This window comes from Roseibium porphyridii (assembly GCF_026191725.2).
Lineage (GTDB): Bacteria > Pseudomonadota > Alphaproteobacteria > Rhizobiales > Stappiaceae > Roseibium > Roseibium porphyridii.
Genome location: NZ_CP120863.1, coordinates 1152541 through 1176951 on the forward strand (window position 1 = coordinate 1152541; position 24411 = coordinate 1176951).

General features: G+C 55.5%; 25 protein-coding genes. 16 read left to right on the plus strand and 9 right to left on the minus strand.

Translation table 11 applies throughout. From position 1 onward, the window contains the following. Positions 1–113 precede the first annotated feature (113 nt). The 9 genes from K1718_RS05475 (at position 114) to K1718_RS05515 (ending at position 8504) form a co-directional block, all read left to right on the plus strand. Positions 114–1718, plus strand: a complete 1605-nt coding sequence (locus tag K1718_RS05475; RefSeq protein ID WP_152499971.1) for an ABC transporter substrate-binding protein — start codon at positions 114–116, stop codon at positions 1716–1718. Positions 1719–1836: 118 nt separating this feature from the next. Then, on the plus strand, positions 1837–2844 hold the full coding sequence (locus tag K1718_RS05480) for an ABC transporter permease subunit (RefSeq protein ID WP_265682886.1): 1008 nt from the start codon (positions 1837–1839) through the stop codon (positions 2842–2844). Positions 2845–2859: 15 nt separating this feature from the next. Then, the gene (locus K1718_RS05485) at positions 2860–3789 is read left to right on the plus strand and encodes an ABC transporter permease subunit (protein ID WP_265682888.1); all 930 of its coding nucleotides are present in this window, start codon (positions 2860–2862) and stop codon (positions 3787–3789) included. Positions 3790–3793: 4 nt separating this feature from the next. Then, positions 3794–4630, plus strand: coding sequence for an ABC transporter ATP-binding protein (locus K1718_RS05490; protein ID WP_265682890.1), 837 nt, complete (start codon positions 3794–3796; stop codon positions 4628–4630). After that, positions 4631–5461 (plus strand): dipeptide ABC transporter ATP-binding protein, encoded by an 831-nt coding sequence (locus K1718_RS05495; protein WP_152499975.1) that lies wholly within the window; start codon positions 4631–4633, stop codon positions 5459–5461. A gap of 82 nt (positions 5462–5543) precedes the next feature. Beyond that, the gene (locus K1718_RS05500; RefSeq protein ID WP_265682892.1) at positions 5544–6884 is read left to right on the plus strand and encodes an MFS transporter; all 1341 of its coding nucleotides are present in this window, start codon (positions 5544–5546) and stop codon (positions 6882–6884) included. A 53-nt stretch (positions 6885–6937) separates the two neighbouring features. Next, complete coding sequence (locus K1718_RS05505; RefSeq protein WP_152499977.1) at positions 6938–7291, plus strand: ArsR/SmtB family transcription factor; 354 nt, start codon at positions 6938–6940, stop codon at positions 7289–7291. 30 nt (positions 7292–7321) lie between these two features. Next, entirely contained in the window at positions 7322–7831 is a 510-nt protein-coding gene (locus K1718_RS05510) for an arsenate reductase ArsC (RefSeq protein ID WP_265682894.1), read from the plus strand. After that, positions 7824–8504: an aquaporin gene (locus K1718_RS05515; protein ID WP_265682895.1), complete on the plus strand. Its 681-nt coding sequence runs from the start codon at positions 7824–7826 to the stop codon at positions 8502–8504. Before K1718_RS05510 ends, K1718_RS05515 begins: the two co-directional genes overlap by 8 nt. A 73-nt stretch (positions 8505–8577) precedes the next feature. Here K1718_RS05515 and K1718_RS05520 read toward each other — a convergent pair whose 3' ends face one another. From K1718_RS05520 to K1718_RS05535, 4 genes are all read right to left on the minus strand, one after another. Further along, the gene (locus K1718_RS05520) at positions 8578–9015 is read right to left on the minus strand and encodes a GNAT family N-acetyltransferase (protein ID WP_265682897.1); all 438 of its coding nucleotides are present in this window, start codon (positions 9013–9015) and stop codon (positions 8578–8580) included. A 56-nt stretch (positions 9016–9071) separates the two neighbouring features. Then, positions 9072–9719, minus strand: coding sequence for a GntR family transcriptional regulator (locus K1718_RS05525; protein ID WP_265682898.1), 648 nt, complete (start codon positions 9717–9719; stop codon positions 9072–9074). A gap of 93 nt (positions 9720–9812) precedes the next feature. Continuing rightward, positions 9813–10499, minus strand: a complete 687-nt coding sequence (locus tag K1718_RS05530) for a DUF2270 domain-containing protein (protein ID WP_265682899.1) — start codon at positions 10497–10499, stop codon at positions 9813–9815. 144 nt (positions 10500–10643) lie between these two features. Continuing rightward, positions 10644–13082: a Tex family protein gene (locus K1718_RS05535; protein ID WP_265682901.1), complete on the minus strand. Its 2439-nt coding sequence runs from the start codon at positions 13080–13082 to the stop codon at positions 10644–10646. A gap of 369 nt (positions 13083–13451) precedes the next feature. Here K1718_RS05535 and K1718_RS05540 point away from each other — a divergent pair, with 369 nt between their 5' ends. Next, positions 13452–14105 (plus strand): TetR/AcrR family transcriptional regulator, encoded by a 654-nt coding sequence (locus K1718_RS05540; RefSeq protein WP_152499984.1) that lies wholly within the window; start codon positions 13452–13454, stop codon positions 14103–14105. Here the strand turns inward: K1718_RS05540 and K1718_RS05545 are convergent. Both K1718_RS05545 and K1718_RS05550 read right to left on the minus strand, forming a co-directional pair. Next, positions 14089–15210, minus strand: coding sequence for an ATP-dependent DNA helicase (locus K1718_RS05545; protein WP_152499985.1), 1122 nt, complete (start codon positions 15208–15210; stop codon positions 14089–14091). The two genes, K1718_RS05540 and K1718_RS05545, sit on opposite strands and share 17 nt — an antisense overlap. 94 nt (positions 15211–15304) lie before the next feature. Beyond that, on the minus strand, positions 15305–16618 hold the full coding sequence (locus tag K1718_RS05550; protein WP_265682903.1) for an NAD(P)/FAD-dependent oxidoreductase: 1314 nt from the start codon (positions 16616–16618) through the stop codon (positions 15305–15307). A gap of 304 nt (positions 16619–16922) precedes the next feature. On the opposite strand from K1718_RS05550, the gene K1718_RS05555 reads away from it, so the two are divergent. Together K1718_RS05555 and K1718_RS05560 are read left to right on the plus strand one after the other, a co-directional pair. Beyond that, positions 16923–17876, plus strand: a complete 954-nt coding sequence (locus K1718_RS05555; RefSeq protein WP_265682906.1) for a fatty acid desaturase — start codon at positions 16923–16925, stop codon at positions 17874–17876. A 2-nt stretch (positions 17877–17878) separates the two neighbouring features. After that, positions 17879–18700 carry a phosphate/phosphite/phosphonate ABC transporter substrate-binding protein gene (locus K1718_RS05560; protein ID WP_247649405.1) on the plus strand — a complete coding sequence of 274 codons (822 nt, stop codon included), beginning with the start codon at positions 17879–17881 and terminating at the stop codon, positions 18698–18700. A 22-nt stretch (positions 18701–18722) separates the two neighbouring features. Here the strand turns inward: K1718_RS05560 and K1718_RS05565 are convergent, their stop codons facing one another. After that, positions 18723–18857: a hypothetical protein gene (locus K1718_RS05565; RefSeq protein ID WP_256366676.1), complete on the minus strand. Its 135-nt coding sequence runs from the start codon at positions 18855–18857 to the stop codon at positions 18723–18725. A gap of 162 nt (positions 18858–19019) precedes the next feature. On the opposite strand from K1718_RS05565, the gene K1718_RS05570 reads away from it, so the two are divergent. Next, the gene (locus tag K1718_RS05570; RefSeq protein ID WP_152499988.1) at positions 19020–19922 is read left to right on the plus strand and encodes a LysR family transcriptional regulator; all 903 of its coding nucleotides are present in this window, start codon (positions 19020–19022) and stop codon (positions 19920–19922) included. 18 nt (positions 19923–19940) lie between these two features. Here the strand turns inward: K1718_RS05570 and K1718_RS05575 are convergent, their stop codons facing one another. Then, complete coding sequence (locus K1718_RS05575) at positions 19941–20822, minus strand: LysR family transcriptional regulator (RefSeq protein WP_265682907.1); 882 nt, start codon at positions 20820–20822, stop codon at positions 19941–19943. Between the two features lie 158 nt (positions 20823–20980). On the opposite strand from K1718_RS05575, the gene K1718_RS05580 reads away from it, so the two are divergent. The 3 genes from K1718_RS05580 to K1718_RS05590 all read left to right on the plus strand — a co-directional run bounded on the left by K1718_RS05580 (position 20981) and on the right by K1718_RS05590 (position 22970). Beyond that, positions 20981–22012, plus strand: coding sequence for a haloalkane dehalogenase (locus tag K1718_RS05580; protein WP_265682909.1), 1032 nt, complete (start codon positions 20981–20983; stop codon positions 22010–22012). A gap of 27 nt (positions 22013–22039) precedes the next feature. Next, entirely contained in the window at positions 22040–22516 is a 477-nt protein-coding gene (locus K1718_RS05585) for an SRPBCC family protein (protein ID WP_173005901.1), read from the plus strand. 148 nt (positions 22517–22664) lie between these two features. Then, complete coding sequence (locus K1718_RS05590) at positions 22665–22970, plus strand: hypothetical protein (protein ID WP_265682912.1); 306 nt, start codon at positions 22665–22667, stop codon at positions 22968–22970. 29 nt (positions 22971–22999) lie between these two features. On the opposite strand, the gene K1718_RS05595 is transcribed toward K1718_RS05590, so the two are convergent. After that, positions 23000–24376, minus strand: coding sequence for a M24 family metallopeptidase (locus K1718_RS05595; protein ID WP_265682913.1), 1377 nt, complete (start codon positions 24374–24376; stop codon positions 23000–23002). Positions 24377–24411: the final 35 nt, after the last annotated feature.

Sequence of the window (24411 nt, forward strand, 5' to 3'; positions counted from 1 at the left end):
CAGTTGATTTTCCGCCAAAAAAACGCCTTAGTTTGCGCTGGCTCGGGCTTAACTCCTTTGCACGGTTCAACGATGCAGGGCCCTTGCTTCTTCATCAAGGGGAGAACAGTTTGATGAATTTCCAAAAAACCTTGAAGGCTAGCCTTCTTGGCGCCAGCCTTGCTGTGATCGCAGCAACTGGCGCGTCCGCAAAAACCCTGGTTTATTGCTCTGAAGGTTCACCTGAAGGCTTCGACACCGCACTTTACACCGCCGGTACAACTTTCGATGCTTCCTCCAAGCCGATCTACAACAGGCTTGTCGAGTTCAAGCGTGGCACGACAGAGGTCCTGCCAGGTCTTGCTGAAAGCTGGGAAGTTTCTGAAGACGGTTTGGAGTACACCTTCAAATTGCGTCAGGGCGTGAAGTATCACACCACCGGCTTCTTCACACCGACCCGTGATTTCAACGCTGACGATGTCGTCTTTTCTTTCGAGCGTCAGCTGAAGAAAGATCATCCGTGGCACGAGTACACACCCGGTACTGCCTGGGAATACTTCAACGGCATGTCCATGCCGGACCTGATCAAGGAAATCGTCAAGGTTGACGACCATACGGTCAAGTTCGTGCTGAACCGCCCGGAAGCTCCGATGATCGCGAACCTCGCCATGGATTTCGCGTCCATCGTTTCTGCCGAATATGCTGCGCAGCTTGAAGCTGCCGGTACCAAGGAACAGCTGAACCAGCAGCCGGTAGGCACTGGTCCGTTCGCATTTGTCGGTTACCAGAAAGATGCAGTGATCCGGTATCAGGCACATGCCGACTACTGGAACGGCAAGGAAAAGATCGACAACCTGATCTTCGCAATCACACCGGATGCAGCCGTTCGACTGCAGAAGCTGAAAGCCGGCGAATGTCATGTCATGCCTTATCCGGCACCGGCTGACATTGAAGATATCCGGGCTGACAGCAACCTAACGCTGATGGAACAACAGGGTCTGAACGTCGGTTACCTGGCCTACAACACCAAGGTGGCTCCGTTCGACAAGAAGGAAGTCCGCAAGGCGCTTAACCATGCCGTCAACAAGCAGGCAATCCTTGACGCGGTATTCCAGGGCTCCGGCCAGGCCGCCAAGAACCCGATCCCGCCGACCATGTGGTCCTACAACGAAGCGACCCAGGACGACGACTACAATCCTGACCTGGCAAAGGAAATGCTGGCAGCAGCCGGTGTAGAAAACCTTTCCATGAAGGTCTGGGCGATGCCGGTGCAGCGTCCTTACAACCCGAATGCTCGCCGGATGGCGGAAGTCATTCAGGCTGATTTTGCCAATGTCGGTGTTAATGTTGAAATCGTCTCCTACGAATGGGGTGAATACCTGTCCCGTTCCAAGGATGTTGACCGCGACGGTGCCGTTCTTCTCGGCTGGACCGGCGACAATGGCGATCCGGACAACTTCCTTGCCGTTTTGCTCGGTTGTGACGGTGTTGGTGGTTCCAACCGCGCGCAGTGGTGCAACGACGAGTTCGAAGCTCTGATCCAGAAAGCCAAGACCGTTACGGACAAGGCGGAGCGCACCAAGCTCTACGAAGAAGCACAGGCTGTCTTCAAGGAAGAAGCACCTTGGGCAACCATCGCGCACTCCGTCGTCTTCATGCCGATGTCTTCCAAAGTCACCGGCTACGTAATGGATCCGCTCGGCGGCCATTGGTTTGACGGCGTAGACATCGCGGAATAAATCCGCCTAATCTCAAGGAGGCGCTGGCAGCAATGCCGGCGCCTTCAAATATTATGGCCGGCGGATGCTTCCGGGAGTACGGACAGTTTCCGCTGGTTCTTCGTATCTGGAACCTGACATGCTCCGCTTTCTTCTAGGTCGTCTCGGCCTGTTGATCCCGACATTTATCGGCGTCACCTTCGTCGCCTTCACCTTCATTCGCCTTTTGCCCGGTGATCCAGCTGAACTCCTTGCCGGGGAACGCGGTATTACGCCGGAACGCAAGGCTGAAGTCATGAGGCAGCTGGGCTTTGACAAGCCCTACTGGCAACAGTATCTCGACTATATACTCGGGATCTTCCAAGGTGATCTGGGAACGTCCTTTTCGTCCAAGAAGCCTGTGCTTGACGAGTTCATGACACTCTTTCCCGCGACGGCGGAGCTCGCGCTTTGCGCGATCATTCTTGCAGTTTGCATAGGAATTCCGGCAGGTATCTTTGCTGCGGTGAAACGCGGATCGATCGCCGATCAGGCGATCATGGGAACAGCGCTTGTCGGCTACTCGATGCCGATCTTCTGGTGGGGCTTGTTGCTGATCATCCTGTTTTCCGGTGTGTTGCAATGGACACCGGTTTCCGGACGGATCTCGCTGCTTTACTTTTTCCCGCAGGTGACGGGTTTCATGCTGATCGACAGTTTGCTGTCTGGAGAAAAGGGCGCGTTCCTGTCGGCGGTACGGCATCTGATCTTGCCGTCAATCGTTCTGGCGACCATCCCGCTGGCGGTGATTGCCCGCCAGACCCGATCCGCCATGCTTGAGGTCCTCGGAGAGGATTATGTGCGCACCGCGCGCGCAAAGGGCCTCGCACCAAAATCGGTGATAGGTCTCCATGCGCTTCGAAACGCTCTTATCCCGGTTGTCACGACCATTGGCCTGCAGGTTGGAGTTCTGCTTGGCGGAGCGATCCTGACAGAAACCATTTTCTCGTGGCCCGGTATCGGCAAATGGCTTTTCGACAGCATTTCGCGCCGGGACTACTTTGTGGTCCAGGGCGGCCTTCTTCTGATTGCCGGCATCGTGATGATGGTCAATCTGATCGTGGATGTGCTCTACGGCCTGATCAATCCACGCATCCGACACAACTGAGCCGAGGGTTAGAAAATGACAAATACCTCTCCGGCCACCGGTGCCGAAACAGACAAGGTTCAGGCGGCGAGCCGAAGCGCTACCTGGGCCAATCTCGCCGAATTCTGGTACTACTTCTCGCGGAACAAAGGCGCGGTTATCGGACTTTGCATCTTTGTCGCGCTGGTCGCAGTCGCGGTGCTTTCCCCCTGGATTTCACCGCATGATCCGGACATGCAATATCGGGACAGCTTCCTGGTTCCGCCCTTCTGGGAAGAAGGTGGCAAGTCGACCTTCATTCTTGGAACGGATGCTGTCGGGCGCGATATTCTTTCCCGGCTTATGCACGGTGCTGCATACTCGCTCTGGATCGGCGTCATCGTTGTCACCATTTCGCTTTGTGTCGGGATCGTGACGGGGCTGATCTCAGGTTATGCAGGCGGCGCGGTCGATACATTCATCATGCGTTTGATGGATATCATCCTTGCCTTCCCGGCACTCCTTCTTGCGCTGGTTCTTGTTGCCATCCTCGGTCCGGGGCTGACAAATGCGATGATTGCCATCGCGCTTGTTCTTCAGCCGCATTTCGTCAGATTGACACGTGCAGCCGTTTTGGCGGAGCGGTCGCGCGATTATGTGGTCGCCGCACGGCTTGCTGGTGCTGGTCACCTTCGTCTGATGTTCAAGACCATATTGCCGAACTGTCTCGCACCGCTGATCGTTCAGGCAACGCTTTCCTTTTCCAACGCAATCCTGGATGCAGCCGCACTTGGCTTTCTCGGGATGGGCGCTCAGCCGCCTGCGTCTGAGTGGGGCACGATGCTTGCCGAGGCCCGGGAGTTCATCCTGAGTGCCTGGTGGGTGGTTACTTTCCCAGGTCTGGCCATTCTGATCACCGTGATTGCCATCAATCTAGTCGGCGATGGTCTGCGTGATGCGCTTGACCCGAAACTGAAGAGGAGCTGATTGAATGTCTCTTCTGGAAATCAGAAACCTTCGAGTTGAATTCGATACCGCCAAGGGACCGTTCCGGGCGTTGTCCGGCGTTGACTACACAGTCGATGCAGGTGAAGTCCTGGCAATTGTCGGCGAATCCGGTTCTGGGAAATCGGTCGCCATGCTGGCGACAATGGGCCTGTTGCCGGACAGTGCAACCATCACTGCCGACAAGATGGAGTTCGAAGGCCTCGATCTTCGAACCCTTTCCGCGAAGGATCGCAGGAAGGTTATCGGCAAAGATATTTCGATGATCTTTCAAGAACCCATCGCAAGTCTGAACCCTTGTTTCACGGTCGGCTTTCAAATGAACGAGACCCTCAAGACACACACGGGTCTGAAGGGCAAACAGATCAAGGACCGCGTGATCGAGCTGTTCGAAGCTGTTGGCATCCCTGACCCGGCGGGACGGCTCAATGCCTTTCCGCATCAGATGTCCGGTGGCCAGTGTCAGCGTGTGATGATTGCCATGGCAATCGCGTGTTCGCCGAAACTGTTGATCGCAGACGAGCCGACAACGGCGCTTGATGTGACCATTCAAAAGCAGATCCTGGATCTGCTGGTTCAAATCCAGCAGGAAAGCGGCATGGGTCTGATCATGATCACGCATGACATGGGCGTTGTCGCCGAAACCGCCGATCGTGTGATCGTTCAGTATCAGGGCCGCAAAATGGAGGAGGCTGATGTGCTTTCTCTGTTTGAAAACCCTCAAAACCCCTACACAAAAGCGCTGCTTTCGGCATTGCCGGAAAATGCGACGGGCGACCGTCTGCCGACGGTCAGCGATTTTGCTCAAGCGGGAGGATTTTAAGTGGCCGACGATATCATCCTCAAAGTCCGCGACGTTTATCGTACCTATGACATCAAGGGCGGGCTGTTCAAAAAGGCGTCTCAACTGACTGCTGTCAAAGGTGTGAGCCTCGATGTGGAACGCGGTTCCACACTGGCCGTTGTCGGAGAAAGCGGATGCGGCAAGTCTACCCTTGCCCGCATGCTCACCATGATCGACGCACAATCGTCCGGATCGATTGAAATTGACGGTCTGCCGATCGACATTTCGAAGACTGGCATTTCCAAGGAGATGCGCCAGAAAGTCCAGATTGTTTTCCAGAATCCCTATGGATCGCTGAATCCGCGCCAGAAGATAGGACATGTTCTTGAAGAACCGCTGCTCCTGAATACGGACATGCCGTCAGCTGAACGTCGTGACCTTGCACTTCAGATGCTGGAAAAGGTCGGGTTGCCGCCTGAGCACTACGGTCGTTACCCGCATATGTTTTCCGGTGGGCAGCGGCAGCGCATCGCAATTGCCCGTGCCATCATGATGAAGCCAAAACTACTCGTGCTGGACGAGCCTGTCTCCGCTCTGGATCTTTCCGTACAGGCCCAGATCCTCAACCTTCTTGCCGATCTGCAGGAAGAAATGAACCTGACTTACGTGTTCATTTCGCATGACCTGTCAGTGGTGCGTTACATCGCCGACAAGGTGATGGTGATGTATTTTGGTGAAGTTGTTGAATACGGCACTCGGGACGAGGTGTTCAACGATCCTCAACACGACTACACCAAAACACTGTTTGCTGCGACACCACGGGCCGATGTTGAGAGCATCAAAAAGCGTCTGGCGGCAAAAGCCGCCTGATGTTGTTGCAAGGCTATTAAGCCGTGCACGTACTTGGCTTGTTCATGTAGGCTCCTGAAGCTGGTCTTCGGGAGCCTTTTTCATGCAGGCAATTTCGGACGCAAATCGAAAATGGTGGCTCCTGGGTGCCGTCAGCTGTGTTCTGGGGCTTGTGCTTCTGGACGAGACGGTGGTCGGAATTGCCTTGCCGACCATCCAGAAGGAGCTTGGGCTCTCGAACAATGACGCCCACTGGGTGGTGAATGCCTATCTCCTGACCTTTGCCTGTTTTGTTGCAGTTGGCGGAAAGATTGCGGATCTGTTTGGAATTCTGCGCGTTTTCCTGTTCGGGTTGGCGCTTTTTGCCATTTGCTCGGTTGCGTGCGGGTTTGCACCGTCGGGAGGCGCGTTGATCGCAGCACGGGCACTGCAGGGACTTGGTGCCGCGATCATCTTTCCGTTGTTCCTTGCGATGATCACGATAACTTTTCCAAAGGATGTCAGAGGGGCGGCATTGGCAACAAGTGGTGCCGTTGGAACGACGTTTCTCGCACTCGGACCTCTGGTTGGAGGGCTCTTTACCGACTTTCTGTCCTGGCGATGGATCTTCTGGATCAATCCGTTTGTTGCCGTAGTCGTTGCCGTATTGGTGACGCTCACCTGGCGAGATGTGCCACGACCAGCGGGACGGCAAATTGACTGGATCGGATTGCTTCTGATGGCGACGGCCATGTTTTGCGTTGTCTTCGGTCTCATGGAGGCGAGTGATCTTGGATGGCGCAATCCGTTGATCCTTGCCTCGATGTTCCTCGGGCTGGTTCTTTTCGGGCTTTTCTGGAGGTTCGAGCTTCGGCAAAGCATGCCGCTGATTGAAGTCGATCTGTTTTCGAGCCCCGTTTTCGCGGGAAGCAATCTGACGATCTTCACGGCGCAATATGCCAAGATGCCACTCTTTGTCTTTGTTGCGCTTTATGCCCAGACCGATCTGCACCTGACGCCTTTTCAGGCGGGTGTCGTTGTCATGCTCGCACCGGCCCTGCAGCCTATTACCGCTGTGGTGTGCGGGCGGTATGCCGACAAGATTGCAAAACGGTGGCAAGTGCTTTTCGGCCTTGGTGTGCTGACGCTTGCCTTCCTCTGGCAAGCCGCGACCTGGTCCTATGAGAATGTGTTTCTGTTCGTTCCAGGGCTTTTGATCGCGGGGTTGGCGTTTCCGTTTCTATTCACACCGACACGAGCCGCTGTTTCGGAGGCATTGCCTGAGCACAAACATGGACAGGGTGGCGGGATTGCCATGACATCCCAGATCGCGGGCGGCACCGTCGGACTTGCAGTGTCCAGCGCTGCGTTCGCTCTTGGCGGGTTCGGGCTCGTTTTCGCTCTCACTGCACTACTCTCGACTCTGGTATTCATTTATGCCGCTTTCGCCTTTCGAGGTGCCTGAAATGCATCCGGAAAAGGAGTTGCTTACTTCGTTATTTCGAGTATTCTCGAATTATGGAAAAACAAAAAGCTCTTGATGCTTTGGCCGCCCTTGGCCAGGAAACCCGCCTCGATGTCTTTCGTCTGCTGGTGAAGGCCGGCAAGGAAGGCATGAGCGCAGGTGCCATTGCAGACGCACTCAAAGTGCTCCCGAACACTTTGTCGGCGCATCTAAGTGCTTTGGCGCGGTCTGGTCTCGTTACCGCTGAACGAGATGGGCGGTCCATTCATTACACGGCCAGCTTGAGCACAATGCAGCTCCTGGTGACCTATCTTCTGGAAGACTGTTGCGGTGGAAACCCGGATCTTTGTGCTCCGATTGCAAATATCTTCACTTCCTGCACTTCGATTGAAGACGAGGCGACCTGACTTCACAAACATGGTGGGGCATTTTTGAAAATGCGTAATGTTCTGTTCGTCTGTACGGCGAATTCCGCGCGCTCAGTTTTGGGCGAAGGCCTTCTTCGTTACATGGGCGAAGGCAGGTTTGAAACCTATTCGGCAGGGTCCACACCGCGTAGATCGGTCAATCCAGACGCATTGGCCTGTCTAGCGCGTCATGGTCTTCCCACAGACGGTTTCCGCTCAAAGAGCTGGGAAGAATTTGCTGGACAGAATGCACCTCAGATGGACCTGATCGTGACCGTTTGTGACAGCGCTGCCGGAGAAGCGTGTCCGGTCTGGCCGGGTCATCCACTGGTCGTTCACTGGGGTATTCCGGATCCGGCGTCCGTAGAAGGTGATGATGCTGTAAGGGGTGAAGCCTTTGACCTGGCCTATCGGCGCCTCAAACAGCGTATCCAAGCCATGCTTGTTCTTGGTGATGCCGTTTTTACCACCGGCGACGGAAAACAAAAACTGGCAGCGATCGGCGCTGCAGCTGACGCACAGGATTTAAAACATGTCTGAATTCAGCCTGTCCCGGCGCCTCGTTGCGGAGGCGCTCGGAACCGCCATGCTTGTGGGAACTGTTGTCGGATCCGGTATCATGGCGGACAAGCTTTCTGATGATGTCGCCGTCTCTCTGCTCGGCAACACGATCCCAACCGGTGCAATCCTGGTGGTGTTGATCACGATGCTTGGCCCGATTTCCGGTGCGCATTTCAACCCAGCCGTGACGTTTGTCTTCTGGCTGAAACGTGAACTCGGTTTGGCCGTCGCTGCAGTTTACATCATCGCGCAGATCCTCGGCGGTATCTCAGGCTCGTTGGTTGCGCATGTGATGTTTGAACTGCCGGTTCTGCAAGCCTCGACAACCGTGCGCACGGGGGCAGGGCAATGGGTTGCGGAAATTGTTGCGACATTCGGCCTGCTCGCGACTATTCTCGCCGGCATTCGGTTTCGAGAAGCGGCGGTGCCCTGGTTGGTGGGGCTCTATATCACGGCAGCATACTGGTTCACCGCTTCGACGTCCTTTGCCAATCCCGCTGTCGCAATCTCAAGAGCTTTTACCGATACGTTTGCCGGCATCAGGCCCGTTGATCTGCCGGGTTTCATCATTGCTGAATTTGCAGGAGCAGCTGTTGCTCTGGCGCTCTTCTCCTGGCTGCTCAAGTCGGAAAAGCAGGCTGCGAATTCGTAAAGCTCAACCGGCTCTTGCTGGAGTGTGTTGCAATTGGCTTTCGGTTGGTTGCCAAGTTAATGCAATCGCTTGCCTAAAGCTCTTTTTTCATGAACCAGCGGCAATGGTTTGCCGGGTGCTGAGACGCCTTGTTCTCTAGAGTGCCGAACGTCTCGTAGCCACGGTTCAGATAGAATTCGTAGGCTTGGGGGTTGGACGTGTCCAACCAAGCTCCATGGCAGTCGAGCCGGCGTCCTTCGGTTTCCGCGGCATTCAAAAGCTCTGACCCGAGCCCTGAGCCGCGGGCTTTTTCGTCAACCCAGAGGACTTTCAAAAGCAACCAGCCATAGGACGTTGATGCCGTTACACCGCCAAGCAACTGTCCATCTTTTGACGTTGCCTTCAGAACAATGGCTTCATTGCGCGATTGGATGTTGTGTTGTCGGAGCGAGCGAAGCAATTGTCGCTCGATCTCATCGGCAAGTTCTGCGCTTTCATCACCACTCTCATTGGAAATCCTCGCCGATAGCATCGATCCTCTCCTGTGTGGGTGACTTCACTTGAAGCAGCGTGTCTTCCGCGTTGACCTCAGCTGTGTCCGCTGAGCAACGACATGGCATGCCGCCTCAGGTAGAGCATGAGATTTTCAGCATGTTCCATCGCAGACGGTTCGTCACCGGCGGCGATCGCCTGCATAACTTCCAAATGGCTCCATGCGGCAGGGTTCAGATCGGTCTGACCGAAATGGCGATACCAGAAGCGTCGGCTGTGGCTCTGCAACGGCGCGAGTGCCTTTGCTGCAAAAGGATTGCAGGCTGCTTGAGCAACCACCTCGTCGAAAGCCTTGTCTAGTCTCAGGTAGGCTTCAACATCAGGCACAGAGGCAGCCTCTCTCATTTCCTCCGCGCATTTTTCAAGAGCCTGGCGCTCCTGCTGACTGGCTAGTCTGGCAGCTGAGCCGGCCATCAGGCGCTCCAGCGCATGCCTTGCTTCAAGCACCTTGACGAAATCTGCCGGGTTCATGTCGGCGACGATCACACCAAGCCTTGGACGTATCGTCAAAAGGCCTTCCCAACTGAGCCGTTGCAAAGCTTCACGGATGGGTGTCCGTCCCATACCGAGCCGTTGTGTCAGATAAGTTTCCGTAACCGCTTCACCGGGCTTCAGCTTCAAGGTGACGATGTCTTCTTCCAGGTCCCGGTACGCCTGGGTGGATTGGCTGACATCGCTGGTCATCAAAATATACTCTATGTCTGTAATAGATGGTCTTTTGATATATCAGTTGCTGATCAGAAATGAAACTGCCGGTATTTCGGTCGCGGTCCCAGGTCAGATCGCCTGCATCGGCGATTGACGCTTTTCGCGGTAAATCTTGTCCAGCCGCAGGGTAACGAAAGCAAAAACAACCCAGCTCAGATGAAACACAAGCCCGGCAAACATCACGAAACTTCCGGGAATAGGGCCGATTGCAGCTCGTGCGAACACGTCTGCGAAACTGGTGAGAGGTTCTGGATGAATGGCAATCTTGCCGTAATAGGCGACGGCTTGAATGGCGAGGATCCAGGAATAATTTGATCGCAGCCGACGTCCTGCAGCTCGCGCCAGGCTGATGTGGTAGTGTGGCGTTTCGTAGTCATCCGCCAGCATCTTGCTCCACTCGCTGCCCCACGGCACCTTTCGCCCGTGGAGGATCGGCGCGTAGAGATCGGACTCCATCAGCCGGGCTCTGGCGCGGAACATATTGTAGTATCGATAACGGCGTGCCTCGAAGATCAGAAAGACCGTGACCAGCAGTCCGACCAGAACCATTGGCAATGGCGAAGCATCCTTGTTGGAAAAGGTCGCTGACAGCGCGATGCCTGTGGTGACCACTGCCCAGTTCGTAGTGTTGTCCAGCCGTGTGCGCCAGTGCGTGCTGCGAAACACTTCGGCCCGATAAAGATGCGCCAGCGCACCGAGTGTGCCGGATTCTATTTCCTGGTTCGGCCAGTCTCTCCTGGGGCTTTCCTCGCTCATGAGCTGATCCTTGATCATGCGTGCTCACGACAAGACTACCTCAACTGGTATTCTTTTCTAGTTTTTCCGCACGTGCGGGACCATGCAAAACCGGGCGCACAACCGGTTTTGGCTTCGATAAAACAGTTGATCTACCGATGTGCCTCACGTTCTTTTCTTGTTCATGGCCGCTGCAAGGGCTGCCGCCATGGCGTTGTTGCCACCGTCGCCGGAGCCCTTCGGAGTGTTGCCCTTTCCACCACCGGAGGGACCACCGCGGGGCCCACGGCCTGCCGGGCCCCGATTGCCGGAGCCCTTATGGCTCTGACCACCTCTATCCTGCCGCGGACGCTCGCGCTGTTCCTGGTAGTCGGTCTGGGATTTCATCGTCATAGAGATGCGCTTGCGCGGAACATCGACGTCGAGGATCGTTACTTTGACGATGTCACCTGCCTTGACGACCTTGTGGGGATCGTCGACGAAGCGGTCGGCAAGCTGTGAAACGTGAACGAGACCGTCTTGGTGGACGCCGACATCCACAAACGCACCGAAATTGGTGACATTGGTGACGGTGCCTTCGAGCTTCATTCCTTGTTTCAGGTCCGAAATTTCCTCAACACCGTCCTGGAGGGCGGCCGTCTTGAATTCCGGGCGCGGATCGCGGCCGGGCTTCTCAAGTTCTGAGAAAATGTCCTCAACGGTCGGCAGTCCGAAAGTCTCGTCGGTAAACTCTGAAGGGTCGAGACCCTTGAGCAAAGCGTTGTCACCCATGATCTGCCGGACATCCCGTCCGCAGGCCTTCACGATGCGTTTGGCAAGCGGATAGGCTTCCGGGTGAACAGAAGACGCATCAAGCGGTTCCTTGCCGTCGTTGATCCGCAGAAAGCCCGCGCACAGTTCAAAAGCCTTTGCGCCGAGGCGCGGCACGTCCTTGAGTTGGCGGCGGCTGTCAAAGCGGCCGATGCCGTCCCGATGTTCCACAACGGCCGTGGCAAGGCTTTCGGATAGGCCGGAAATGCGTGAGAGGAGTGCAGGAGAGGCGGTGTTGAGATCAACGCCGACCGCATTCACTGCGTCTTCGACAACAGCATCAAGCGCGCGTGCAAGTTTGCTTTGATTGACATCATGCTGGTACTGACCGACCCCGATGGATTTCGGCTCGATCTTGACGAGCTCGGCGAGCGGGTCTTGCAAACGCCTCGCAATTGATGCCGCACCCCTGAGGGACACATCAATGTCCGGCATTTCCTTTGCTGCGAGCTCCGATGCCGAATAGACGGATGCACCGGCCTCGTTGACGATCACCTTGACCGGGCGTTGTGCAGAAGGAATGTCGGACAACACATCAGCGGCAAGCTTGTCGGTTTCCCGGCTGGCGGTGCCGTTGCCAATCGCCAGAAGCCCGACCTTGTGTTTCGCCATAAGGGCAAGCAATGTCGCCCTAGAACCTGAAATGTCGTTGCGCGGCTGGAAGGGATAGATTGTTGCGGTATCGACCAGTTTTCCGGTTCCGTCCACCACGGCGACCTTCACCCCAGTGCGAATTCCCGGATCGAGCCCGAGTGTTGCCGTGGCACCTGCCGGCGCGGCCAAAAGCAGATCTTTCAAATTTCTCGCAAAAACCTGAATGGCTTCTTCTTCCGCCTTGTCGCGAAGAACTCCCATCAGATCAAGTTCCAAGTGGAGCGCCAGTTTTACCTTCCAGGCAAACCTTGCAACTTCCATCAGCCACTTGTCCGCAGGTCGACCACGATCGGCTATGCCATATGTGTCGGCCACCATCCTGACTGCAGGCAATATGGGTGAAACATCGTCGGCGTCGACGGTCAGATCAACGGACAGAATGCCCTCGTTGCGGCCACGAAACAGCGCCAGAGCCCTGTGACTCGGAATTTTCGACCACTTTTCCGAGTAGTCGAAATAGTCGGCGAATTTCGCACCCTTGTCTGCCATGCCATCGATGAGCTTGGACTGCACGACGCCCCGGTCTTCAACATGGCGTCTCAGCCTTCCGACGAGGTCCGCGTTTTCGGCAAACCGCTCCATAAGAATTTGCCGAGCGCCATCCAGGGCAGCCTTGGTATCGGCAATGCCCTTGCCTTCGTCCACAAAAGCGTTTGCCTCGGTTTCCGGATCCTTCTGTGGGTCAGCCAACAGCTGATCGGCGAGTGGCTCGAGACCGGCTTCCCTGGCGATCTGTGCTTTGGTCCGCCGCTTTTTCTTGTAGGGAAGATACAAGTCTTCAAGTTGTGATTTGGTTTCCGCTGCCTGAATACCATTGGTCAGCACGTCAGTGAGTTTGCCCTGTTCTTCAATCGATTTCGTTATGGCCACTCGGCGGTCTTCAAGCTCGCGAAGATAGATCAGGCGTTCTTCAAGCTTGCGCAGCTGGCTGTCGTCCAGGCCGCCGGTGGCTTCCTTTCGGTAGCGGGCAATAAAGGGAACGGTCGACCCTTCATCGAGCAATTGCACTGCTGCGTTCACCTGGCCGGCTTTGCACCCAATTTCCTCGGAGATTCGCTGTGCGATCCTGGTTGCCGTTCCAGCGGCCACGGTGCTGTTGTTGCCGGTCTGGGATTGCGAGGGTGATGAAACACTGACCATTTACGATGAAGCTTTCCAATAAGAGGCCTTTGAAGCCGCAGACGATAGTGTCCCTATCTATGGCATGAAAGAGCCAGAATAAATCCTTCCACCGGGAAACTGGTCGTGATTGAGCCATCGCCGATATAGCTCACCTCAGCCTGTCTGCTTCGGTCCGTTTTGGAAAAATTGTTGCAATCAAGGTGCAATCATGAGTGGTTTTCTTGCTGATCTTGAACGATTTGCAACACATTGCGTATTATGCGTTCCGAAATCATGGCTATGTTTGCCAAACTGCTGTGATCATATAGCCGCATTGCTGTTGCTGAATAACAATCTAAATAGAGGCTGGATTGTTCAGGAATTGGTTGCGGAAAGGAGTTTATGCCGATGCCACGGGGACGGCCGAGGAAAGTGGAAGCGAAAGACGCTCTTCAGGCGGTCATGCTCGCTTTCTGGCAGAACGGATATTCCGCAACGTCCATGACAGATCTGTCTGAGGTCTCGGGCATGGCAAAGCCTGGTCTCTATGCGGCATTCGGCGACAAGGAAGCTCTCTTCGAAAAAGCGCTGCTGCATTATTTTGAGACCTACGCAGGCCCTGTCTTCGACCGTCTGATGGCAGCCAGAAAACATGTAGTGGCGGATCTGCGTGAGTTTTTGGGAGCGGTTGCCGATTTGACGATGGACCCCAACACTCCGTCAGGCTGTTTTCTCGTCAATGCGCTGGTCGATTGCGCCTATGGGTCTGACCGGCATCGGGAACTGGTCCTCGGGTTGCGGGACTCACGTTACGCCATGATCCGGGAGCGCTTATTGAAGGCAGTGTCCAATGGCGAATTTGCGTCCGATGCCGACCTCGACCGGGCAGCGACCTTTGTTGATGGGCAGTTTTCCGCGATCGCCATCCTTGGGCGGGGTGGAAGCAGCAAGAGTGACCTCAAAACATTTATTGAGACCGGATTGCGCGCGCTACCGATCCTGAACAGCGACCAGGTCTTTGATGAACTTGCCGCAGTAGACCAGCCTATTTTACGACAGTAATGCGCTCTGCCGCCCTGGTGACGGCGGTATAAAGCCAGCGGCTTTTGTGTTCGCGAAAAGCCCAGCTTTCGTCGAACAGCACCACACTATCCCACTGCGATCCCTGTGCCTTGTGAACGGTCAGAGCGTAGCCGTAGTCGAACTCATCGGCCTTGCGACGAATGGCATAAGGGATACTCTCCGCTCCGTCTTCAAACATGGCCGGCAGCACTTTCACCTTCACAGCCAGTTTGCTGAGTTCGTCTTCCGAATGAACGTCGAAACGCAAGGTGTTGCCCCTTGGTGGACGCAGGCGTTTGACAGTCCAGAGACCGCCATTCAGCAGTCCCTTGGTCTTGTCGTTTCTCAGACACACCAGCTTGTCACCAACGGCCGGCATGGGCGTGTCAAAATTCTTCAACTCGCGGATACGCGCGTTATAGAGCCTGCGGGTCTTGTTGGTTCCAACCAGAACCTGATCGGCTCCGAGGATCTGTTCCTTGTCGATCTGGCGTCGGTTGATGACCATGCTCTCGCCGAACTCGCCATAGTCCAGTTGACCACCATCGCGAATGGTCATCGACATCCGGACAATCGGGTTGTCCTGCGCCTGCCGATGAACTTCGGTCAGCATCACATCCGGCTCTGCTTCGGTAAAAAAGCCACCGCCCTTGACGGGGGGAAGCTGAGCCGGATCACCAAGCACAAGTACCGGTGTCCCAAAGGACAGAAGGTCCTTGCCCAACTCCTCGTCGACCATGGAGCATTCGTCGATGACGATCAGGCTGGCCGTGGCCGCGGCACTGTCACGCTTTATCGCGAATTGCGGGCCGGTATCTTCGTCGTCGTCATCAAGATCTTCTTCTTCCTTGGCAGATCGGGGACGATAAATCAGGGAATGAATGGTGCCGGCATCCTCGCACCCTTTCTGACGCAATACATGAGCCGCCTTGCCAGTGAACGCACCGAAGCAGACGTCTCCGTCGATGCCTTCTGCCAGATGGCGGGCGAGAGTGGTTTTGCCGGTTCCGGCATACCCGAACAGCCGGAAGACCTGCCGGTCACCGCGTTTCAGCCAGGCGGCGGTTTCATTCAAGGCGTCGTCTTGCTGGGGAGACCAGGCCACGGAAGAGCTCCTTTAAGGTGTGCTCCGTTGCTTAGCCTGATTTGTGCGATTCGACCAAGAGAGTTTCCTTTTCCGCTGCCCCGGACGATCAACCCTAGCCCAGGACCGAAAAGGAACTTTCCTTTGTCAGCTCGCGTCGCCGGGAGAAGGTTGCCGTATTGAGCGTGTGCTCAACATGATGCAGTGCAAATTGCAGAGGTTCAGCGTCATGGTCGTTGCCGCCTTCGCAATAATCTATCAATTCGCCCATCAATCGTCCGGCGACCGTGGCGTTTTTGAACTGGTTGCCGCTGGTGCCTATGGCGAGGTAGTAGCCGTCTACATCGCTGCAGTCGTAAATCGGCAACCAGTCGTCCGTCGCGTCATAAAGATCGGCGACACCAACAGGGTGCTGAGAGACGCCGAGTTCGGGCAGGCGTTGAGAATAGCGATAGGCATAGGTGAGTGCCCTGTCGGTCAGGTCTCTTGAAAAATCGTCCGGATCGGCCTCCAGATGCGGATCGCAGGCCGGGTTTTGACTACCGATCATCAATTGCCCGCCGCTGCCGGGCTTAACGTAAACCGAAATGTCATTGTCGGAGATGACCAAGCCCTGTCGTGAATAGCCCAGTGTTTCCGGTGGTTTGATCTGCACGACTTCCTGGCGCAGGGGGCGATGTCCGATCCGGACGCCGGGATCCACGTCAAGAAGTGCATTGACCTTGCCTGAATGCGGACCTCCGACATTGATGACAATTCCGGCCGATATTTCTTCTCCGGTGTCACACACAACGCCCTGAACGCGGTTGTTCCTGGTCGGGATGTCAACGATCCTCGTGTTGAAACGGAAAGCCGCCCCTTTGCTGGCCGCGGCGTCCTTGAGATTTCGAGCCGCGATCTGGGGATCGTCGACATAGCCACCTGCGAAGAAGAACACGCCGCCCGTCAGTTCGCCGCCAGAGCGGGTGCCGAATTCATCGTCCTCCATTGTCTTGGCCGGTGCAAAGCACGCAAGATCATAACCCGGGAGTTCCTTTACGATCCGCTCGGCCGTCCAATGTTCATAAGCGATGCCGAGCGCGTCAGCATGTTCCAGAACCTGTTTTTGGTAGTTGTCGGCGGCCGTCTTCATGACAAGCGTGCCGGTTTCAATGAATTGAGCAAGGCCATCATGAGTGTCAGTGCCGAGTATTTGCTGCCAGTTTTTCCACTCGTGATAGCCCTCATAGGCCATCGCAGTTCCGTCCCGTGTTGAATAGTAGGTCCGAATGACGGCTGCGGAGCTTGACGTGGACCCATACCCGGCCGCAGGCAAAGCATCGACATTTAGTGTCTTGTAGCCCCGCTTCGTCAAATGAAAGGCAATTGCGCACCCGATCACACCGGCGCCGATGATTATTGCGTCGTATCGGTTTTCAGGATCGGTCACCAAGCGCGTCCTCCCGGTTGGTGTGGCGGTTTTCTTGCGTCAGGCTGGAACAGACCTCAAGTTCACAATTATCCAGAACCATAAGCGCCCAGTCCTGTTGAGAAACAGTCGGAAATTTGTCGAAATTCCTCTTAGTTTGTTATTAATATTAAACTTTGGTTCTTTTATTCCCCAATTATTGAAATAAATTAGACAATGTAGATTTTGTTCAAAACTCCCCAATTGAAGCGCTGTAGACAACACCGCATAGTAATTGCGGTTCAGTTCGGTTTTTGCCGATTTTTCAATAATTTGGGAGTTTTTTGTGCCGCGCGAGAATGTCTGCGAATGGCCGACCTTGGCCTTGATACTGGGTGTGTCGGCAATCTGGATGCTGCTGATCGGTTCCTACGGAATGCTCGGTGGTTGGATTGTTTGTCCACTTGCGGCCGTGCTTGTGACACTTCAGGCATCGCTGCAGCACGAAGTACTCCACGGGCATCCAACGCGCAGCCCGGCCATCAATGAAGCACTGGTCTATTGTTCACTCAATCTCTTCATCCCATATCGCCGGTTCAAATCGCTGCATCTGAGGCACCACAACAACGACCGCTTGACCGATCCTTACGATGATCCGGAGAGCTTCTATCTGGCGTGGGCAGACTGGCAAAGGCTGCCAAGCGTCATCCGATTTATTCTAACACTGAACAATACCCTGCTCGGCCGCCTTCTTATGGGTCCCGCTGTATCGACAATCGGTTTTGTCGGGTCGGAAGTTCGATTGATGCTGCGGGGTGACGGGGCTGTCCTCAAGGCGTGGGCCCATCACGTGGCAGGCATCGTCCCCGTCCTACTCTTTGTTGTCTATATTGGCGGCATGTCGATTTGGCTTTACATCCTGTGTGTCGCCTATCCGGCACTGAGTCTCCTGATGTTGCGCACGTTTGCTGAGCACAGGGCACATGAGGACGCGGAAGCGCGTTCGATCGTGGTTGAAAACAGCCCGGTTTTTGCTTTGCTTTTTTTGAACAACAATCTCCATGTCGTGCATCATGCCCATCCGAGGGCGCCCTGGTATGAGCTTCCGGCCATTTACCGGGAAGGGCGTGCGGCCTGGCAAAGGCGCAACAAGGGATATGTTTTTGACAGCTACCTCGATCTGGCAAAACGCTATTTGTTCAAGGTGAAGGAGCCGGTTGTGCATCCCATCAAGTACCGGAAGGAAATTGCAGGAGGACCGCCTGCCCAAGTGTCTTCGACGGGTGGGGCCGCGCATTGACCGTGCCTGTGTATCATCCGGTGCGGTTGCCGATGTATGACTGGCCGGAAGTGCGCAAGGCAACGAGTGCCCTTGAAGAGGCCTTCCAGGACGCAATCACCACTGCTCTGGGTATCGGACCGGAACAGTTCACGCCTTGGCCGATTGAACTGGATGTTCATGAAAGCTGGAGTGAGCCGGGCGTTCTGCTCACTCAAACCTGCGGCTATCCACTGACCCATGCCTTGAATGGAAGGGTGAGACTTCTGGGTGCCGCTCATTATGCGGCCCCGGGGTGCCGTGACCACTTTTATTGCAGCCAGATAATTGTCGGCAAGAACAGCTCCCATGAGACACTGGAAGACTTGCGCGGCGCGCGGGCGGTCTTCAACACACCGGACAGCCAATCGGGTATGAACGCCTTTCGCCGCAGCGTAGCGCCTTTGTCCAACGGGAAACCGTTTTTCTCGTCGGTTGTTGAGAGCGGCGGGCACCTGAAGTCGGTAAAAGCAGTTGCCGCCGGTGAAGCTGATGTCGCAAGTATCGATGCAGTGTGCTGGTGGCTTGTCTGCCAGGAATTTCCTGAGCTTGCCGACAAAGTGCGACCAATAGCGCAGACTTTGCCCGCGCCAGGGCTTCCAATGATCACATCCAACCGTTTCTCAGTCGCACAGGCCGCGCAGATTGCGGATGTCGTTGCGGATGTGCTCCAAGATCAGAAGACGCAAAAAAGCCGCGAACGGTTGGGCATTCGCGGCTTTTCTAAACTCGGTCTTGAAGACTATGCGAGCATCCCTGCCATGGAGCGGGAAGCTTCTGTGCTTGGATATCCCGTTCTGGCATAAATCACGCCATCACGTCAGACTGTCAGCGTGCAGCCTTCGGGTCTTGTGCGGTTTCGCGCAGGCGCAGGGCCTGGTTCATCCTGGCCAATTCTGCAGCGGAATGGCCGGAAACGACACCCATGAGGTTGGTGCGCAAAGCTTGAGCGAGATAAGTCATGGCAATCCCAATCCTTGTTTTGATGTTGTGGGTACGGGCGGTCCACTGCGTAATATACTGGCCGCTTGAGCAACATATGGGCCTTCCTTGCGTTTCAATCAATCGAATTGTATTCATCGAACTGTTCAAAAAAATTGAACTCATACATGTTTGGACGTTTTCATGGATAAACTGCCCGGCAGCGGGACGCCGCTCATCGATCTGGAACTCTATCGAACCTTCCTGGTGATTGCAGAAACATCAAGTTTTTCAAAAGCTTCAGAACTCATTGGCCGAACACCTTCAGCGGTGTCCATGCAGATTAAGAAACTGGAAACCATGTTGGACGTTGCCGTGTTCGTACGGGAAGGACGCAGCGTCCGATTGACGCCGGAGGGTGAGGCCCTGCTTGGCTACGCACGCCGGATCTTGATGTTGAACGAGGAAGCGGTTTCGCTGTTTGTTGCGCCTGACGTGGAAGGTGAGGTTCGCTTTGGAGCCCCGTCCGACTTCGGCACACGACTTTTGCCCAATATTCTGTCCCGCTTTGCCCGTTCCCATCCCGGCGTCAATGTGGATGTTCACCTGGACGGCAGCCCGATGCTGGATGAAAAGGTCAAGACAGGAGAGCTGGATCTAGTGCTCTTCACGGCCCGCCCGGGCACGGGACTGGCAAGCGGCGGTGAGATCGTCTTCACCGAGCCTTTGGTCTGGGTCGGCCTCGAAGGCGGAATTGCCTACGACCGGGAACCTTTGCCCCTTGCTGTGTCCACACCTGGCTGTCCCTGGCGCCGCGCGGCGCGGGTTGCGCTTGACGATGCGCAAAAACCTTACCGGATTTCCTATACAAGCTTTCACAGCGCGGGCCAGGAGGCAGCTCTCCTTGCGGACCTTGCCATTGCGCCCTTTCCGGCAAGTGTTGTCGAAGCGCCGTTGCAGGTGTTGGACGAGCGCCATGGTCTTCCCGAGATCGGCGACTATCACATCGTCATGCGCGAGCGGGCGCGTGCCGGCAAGGCCACGCATGCTTTTGCGCAGCATGTCGAGGAGTGTTTCCGTGAACTTGCTCTCGGTGTTTCAGCCTAGTGTTACTGCAGCGGCTGGTCAGCGTGTGAACAGGTGTTTGTTGCGATCAAAATAAGCGGTCGTGAAGTCGACAAAGGCGCGGATCCTGGCAACGCGTCGCAGGTCGCCACGATAAAGAAGCCACAAGTTGTAGCCAGGCAGCACCGGCAAGGACGGTACACGGAGGATTCGCGGGTCCGCGTCGCCTGCAAACGCGGGAACCTTGATCAGGCCAAGACCCTTGGCCGCGGCTTCAATCTGCATGGAAACTTCCGGCAGGACATGGCGTACCTTCGCTTTTGGAAACGGGCTTTGCGCAATCCAGTCATGATTGTCGCCCCAGGTGATCCAGTGTGCTCCTTCGCCGTTCTTTTCCACCATGCTTTCATGCCGCTTAAGGTAGTCGGGTGATGCATAGACGGCCTGCACGAAACGGATCAACTTCCGGCCGAAGACGTCTTCATCCACATTTGTGGCCACCCTGAGGGAAATGTCAGCCTCCAGACGCAACAGATCCGACACCCGGTTTGTCGAGATCGCCCGCACAGTGATCTCGGGGTAGTGCTTTGCAAACTCAAGCAGCATGTCTGACAGCAATCCGTGTGAAAAGGCTGGGGGGAGGCTAAGCCGGATGGTGCCCGAAGGAACCATATCGAGGCCGGTCAACTTGCGGGTAATGGTGTTGGCCTGTGTCTCCATTTCCTCTGCCGGGGCGACAAGTGTTTCACCGGGCTGCGTGAGCTGAAGTCCACTCGAAGTTCGGTCGAACAGCCGCGTACCCAGGTCGGTTTCGAGCGCGGAAATTGCGCGGTGAACGGTGCCGTGGTTCACCGCAAGTCTTTCCGCCGCCTTTCGGAAGCTGCCTGTGCGCACCGACGCCAGAAAAATTCGCAGATGATCCCAGTCCAACTCCTTCTTCATGGCTGAGCACTCTCTTCCTGGAATATGATTGCTGAGTGGATCGTTTTTGATCCACCATGGCTATCGAATGAATATTCCATAGCAACTTTCTATCCACATCTAATAGCCATCAGTACTTGTCCGGGCAAGGACGGACACGAACGAGGAGTGGACGGGGAATGAACAAGAATCAGCAATTCAAAACAAATCGACGGGGACTGTTACAGGGCATGGCAGCCGGGGCGGGCGCGATGGCGCTCGCAATTCCGGGAGCCGCAAACGCTCAGACCGCGTCGTCAAGGCCGACGGGGTCCGCACCATACGGCATTGAAATTGGGTCTGACTTTCCGTTTGCGAAAAAGCAACTTGGCATCAAGGGATCGCATATCAGCTACGTTGATGAAGGCAGCGGTCAACCGGTCGTCTTTCTGCATGGCAATCCGACCTCATCCTATCTGTGGCGCAATGTGATCCCGCACATGCCGGAAGGATATCGTGCGATTGCTCCTGACCTCATCGGAATGGGTGACAGCGGCAAACCCGATATCGATTACAGCTTTGCCGATCATGCAGCCTATCTTGACGCCTTTCTGACCGACCTTGATCTCAACGACGTTGTTCTTGTCGTGCATGATTGGGGATCAGCGCTCGGCATGCGGTACGCGCGCCTTCATCCGGAACGGGTCAGTGCACTGGTGCTTATGGAAGCCATCGTACCGCCGGCCATGCCGGCACCAAGTTACGAAGCGATGCCTGAACAGATCGCTGATTTCTTCCGGTTGATGAATAGCGATGAAGGTGCGCGGCTGGTTCTTCAAGAGAACTTCTTCGTTGAAGTGACGTTGCCTGAGTTCGGGGTGATCAGGAAGCTTGGTCAAGAGGAAATGGACCATTATCGCGAACCTTTTCCAACACCTGATTCACGCAAACCGGTTCTTGCCTGGCCCCGCCAGGTGCCGATCGGCGGCAATCCGGCTGACGTGGCAAAGGAAGTAACGCTGAACGGTGAGTGGCTCTTTACCACCGACATTCCGAAGCTGCTCTTTTACGCCGAGCCGGGAGCCATCACACCCAAGGCGGTTGCCGAGTATATGGCATTGAACGCCTCCAACCTCGAAGTCCGCTTCGTGGGAGCTGGCACGCACTTTCTGCAGGAAGAACACCCACATCAGATCGGGCAGGGCATTGCCGATTGGTTGCGCCGTCTTTGAAGCCCCGTACAAAAGGAGGAAATGAGCATGCCTGAAGCTGCTGTTTTTCAAACCGTCAATGCACCCATTTCCGAAGTCTGGCAAAGCTGGGATCGGTTTGACGAAATCTACCGGTTCAATCCTCAAATCAATCAGTCGCCTTTGCTGTCAAACAGTGTGGCGACCGGGCTTGGAGCTGAGCGGCATTGCAAACATGTGGACGGAAAAACCTATCTGAAAGAGCGGATTATCAGCTATCAGCCCGAAGAGCATCTGGTCATCGACATCTTCGACGCCAATGTGCCGTTGAAGACCGCTCGGGTTACGTTGGACTTTGCAGCATTGTCAGTCAGGCAGACGCAAGTAACGATGCGGATAGAGTTCACGCCCAAGTTCGGGCCCATCGGCTGGTTGCTGACACCGTTGCTCAAGAGACAATTCAGAAAAGGCTTGTCTGATCTGCTGTCAGCGAATGCAAATTTCGTTGAAAACGGTGTTGAAATACACCCCAAGGCAGCCGCTTAAGATCAGAAGTGTTTCAATTTAAGACAAACGCTCCGGTTTTGGTGCCGGGGCGTTTCTTTTTATTGGTTAACGTCGCAGAAACACTGGTGCAGAAGTTAAGAAAGGGTTACGATTCTAGGCAAATAAAAACTTAACTGCGAGAAGCGTCATGAAAGTATTTCTGAAAACACTGTGTGCGGTTGCCGCTCTGGCAGCGGTTTCAAGCACTGCGGTCCTGGCTGAAAGCGGTACGGTTCGTATTCTTCATGATGAGCCTTACGGAGCAATTGTCACCAAGGAGGCAGGTGTTCTGGTGTTTCGCGCTTTGCCACCGACACGCAAGGTCGTGGTCAATCCAGGCGGCAAAACTCCGCTTGAGCTGAAGCATACCGACGTGCGTGAAACCAAGGTCGTTGTGGTTACCCAAGATGATTATGCACGGAACCTCGGTGCCAAGATCCTTCGCCTGAAGTGACACCATTGCCGTCCCGTTTCTGAGGGCCGTCAACGCGGGCGGCCCATCAGTCTTGCGTCCCAAGGATAGGTGCTCAGGCGCTCTGAGCCGGTATCGGTGATGAGAAGCTGTTCTTCCAGTTTCACCCCTTCATACCCGCCGTGGCGTCCCGCGTAGCTTTCGACACACACCACCATTCCTGCTTCCAGCACACCATCATAGCCGCCAGCCTCCCAATCCGCCGGATAGGGCACCGCCGGATATTCATCGCAAAGTCCAACGCCATGGAACAGGACCGAGTAGCGATTTGCCAGACAGTCATCCGGTAGGCTTTTGCCCCGATGTGACAGCTCGCGGAAGCTCCGGCCCGGCGCCAGCATCTGAATATTGGTTTCAATCTGGTCGACTGCCATCTCATAAAGCGCGCGTTGTTCATTGGTCGGCACTCCGTCGCCGCACAGCCACGTGCGGGAGATATCGCAACACATGCCGTAAGGACCAACGAGATCGGTATCGAACGCGACAAGCTCACCTTCGTTGATCTGACGTGCCGAGGCCTCCTGAAACCACGGATTCGTGCGTGGCCCTGATGAAAGCAGATGGGTTTCGATCCATTCGCCTCCACGCCTGATATTGCCGGCATGCAGGTATGCCCACAGGTCCCATTCCGTGATGCCGGGCACAAGTGCCTCTTCCATTTCCCGCATTGCCGCCTCACAAGCTGCAATGGCCCGGCGCATGGCCTTGATCTCATCGTGGCATTTGATGGCCCGGGCCAATTCCATGACCTCTTCACCGTCATGGATGGTTATGCCGTGTCTTTCGAGCGCGGCGACACCCTCCCGCCGGCACTTGTCGAGTGCAATACGGTGATTGCCCCCGCCGAATGCCTTGACCAGATCCGCAAGTTCATCAGCCCATTTCTGAGAGAGCTCGGCTGAACGGGGCCCGGATTCAAAGTAAAACCAGGGCACGCCGTGACGTATTTCAGTGACGAGCGGATTGTGCGCGTTGAGATGCTCGCAGTTGTGAAAGTCAAAGGCGACAACAGGTCCCTCGAGCGCAACGAACGTGTATCTGACTGCATTGTGGGTCGACCAGACCTGCATGTTGGTAGCGTCTGTCGCATAACGAACATTGAGCGGATCGCACAGGATCGCGGCACTGAGGCCGAAGGCCGCCAATTGCTCTTTGATGCGCCGCAAGCGGTAGCCACGCAGAGTTTCCAGGTCCGGAGGTGCCAGGCCGAGAGCGGCCCATTCGCTTTCGGCCAGGTCTCCATATCCGAGCACGTGACGGTTCAGGACGGTGGCTTTTTCGGTGGCATAGGCCGACAACGCCGTGTAGTCCGACATCACTCCGGGATGAACCGGCAAAGCCGATGGCATGATCTTGCGCCGATGCCGGCCGAAATGCTCCGTATTCATGATTGCCGACACCTCCCAGTGCAGTCACGATCAGT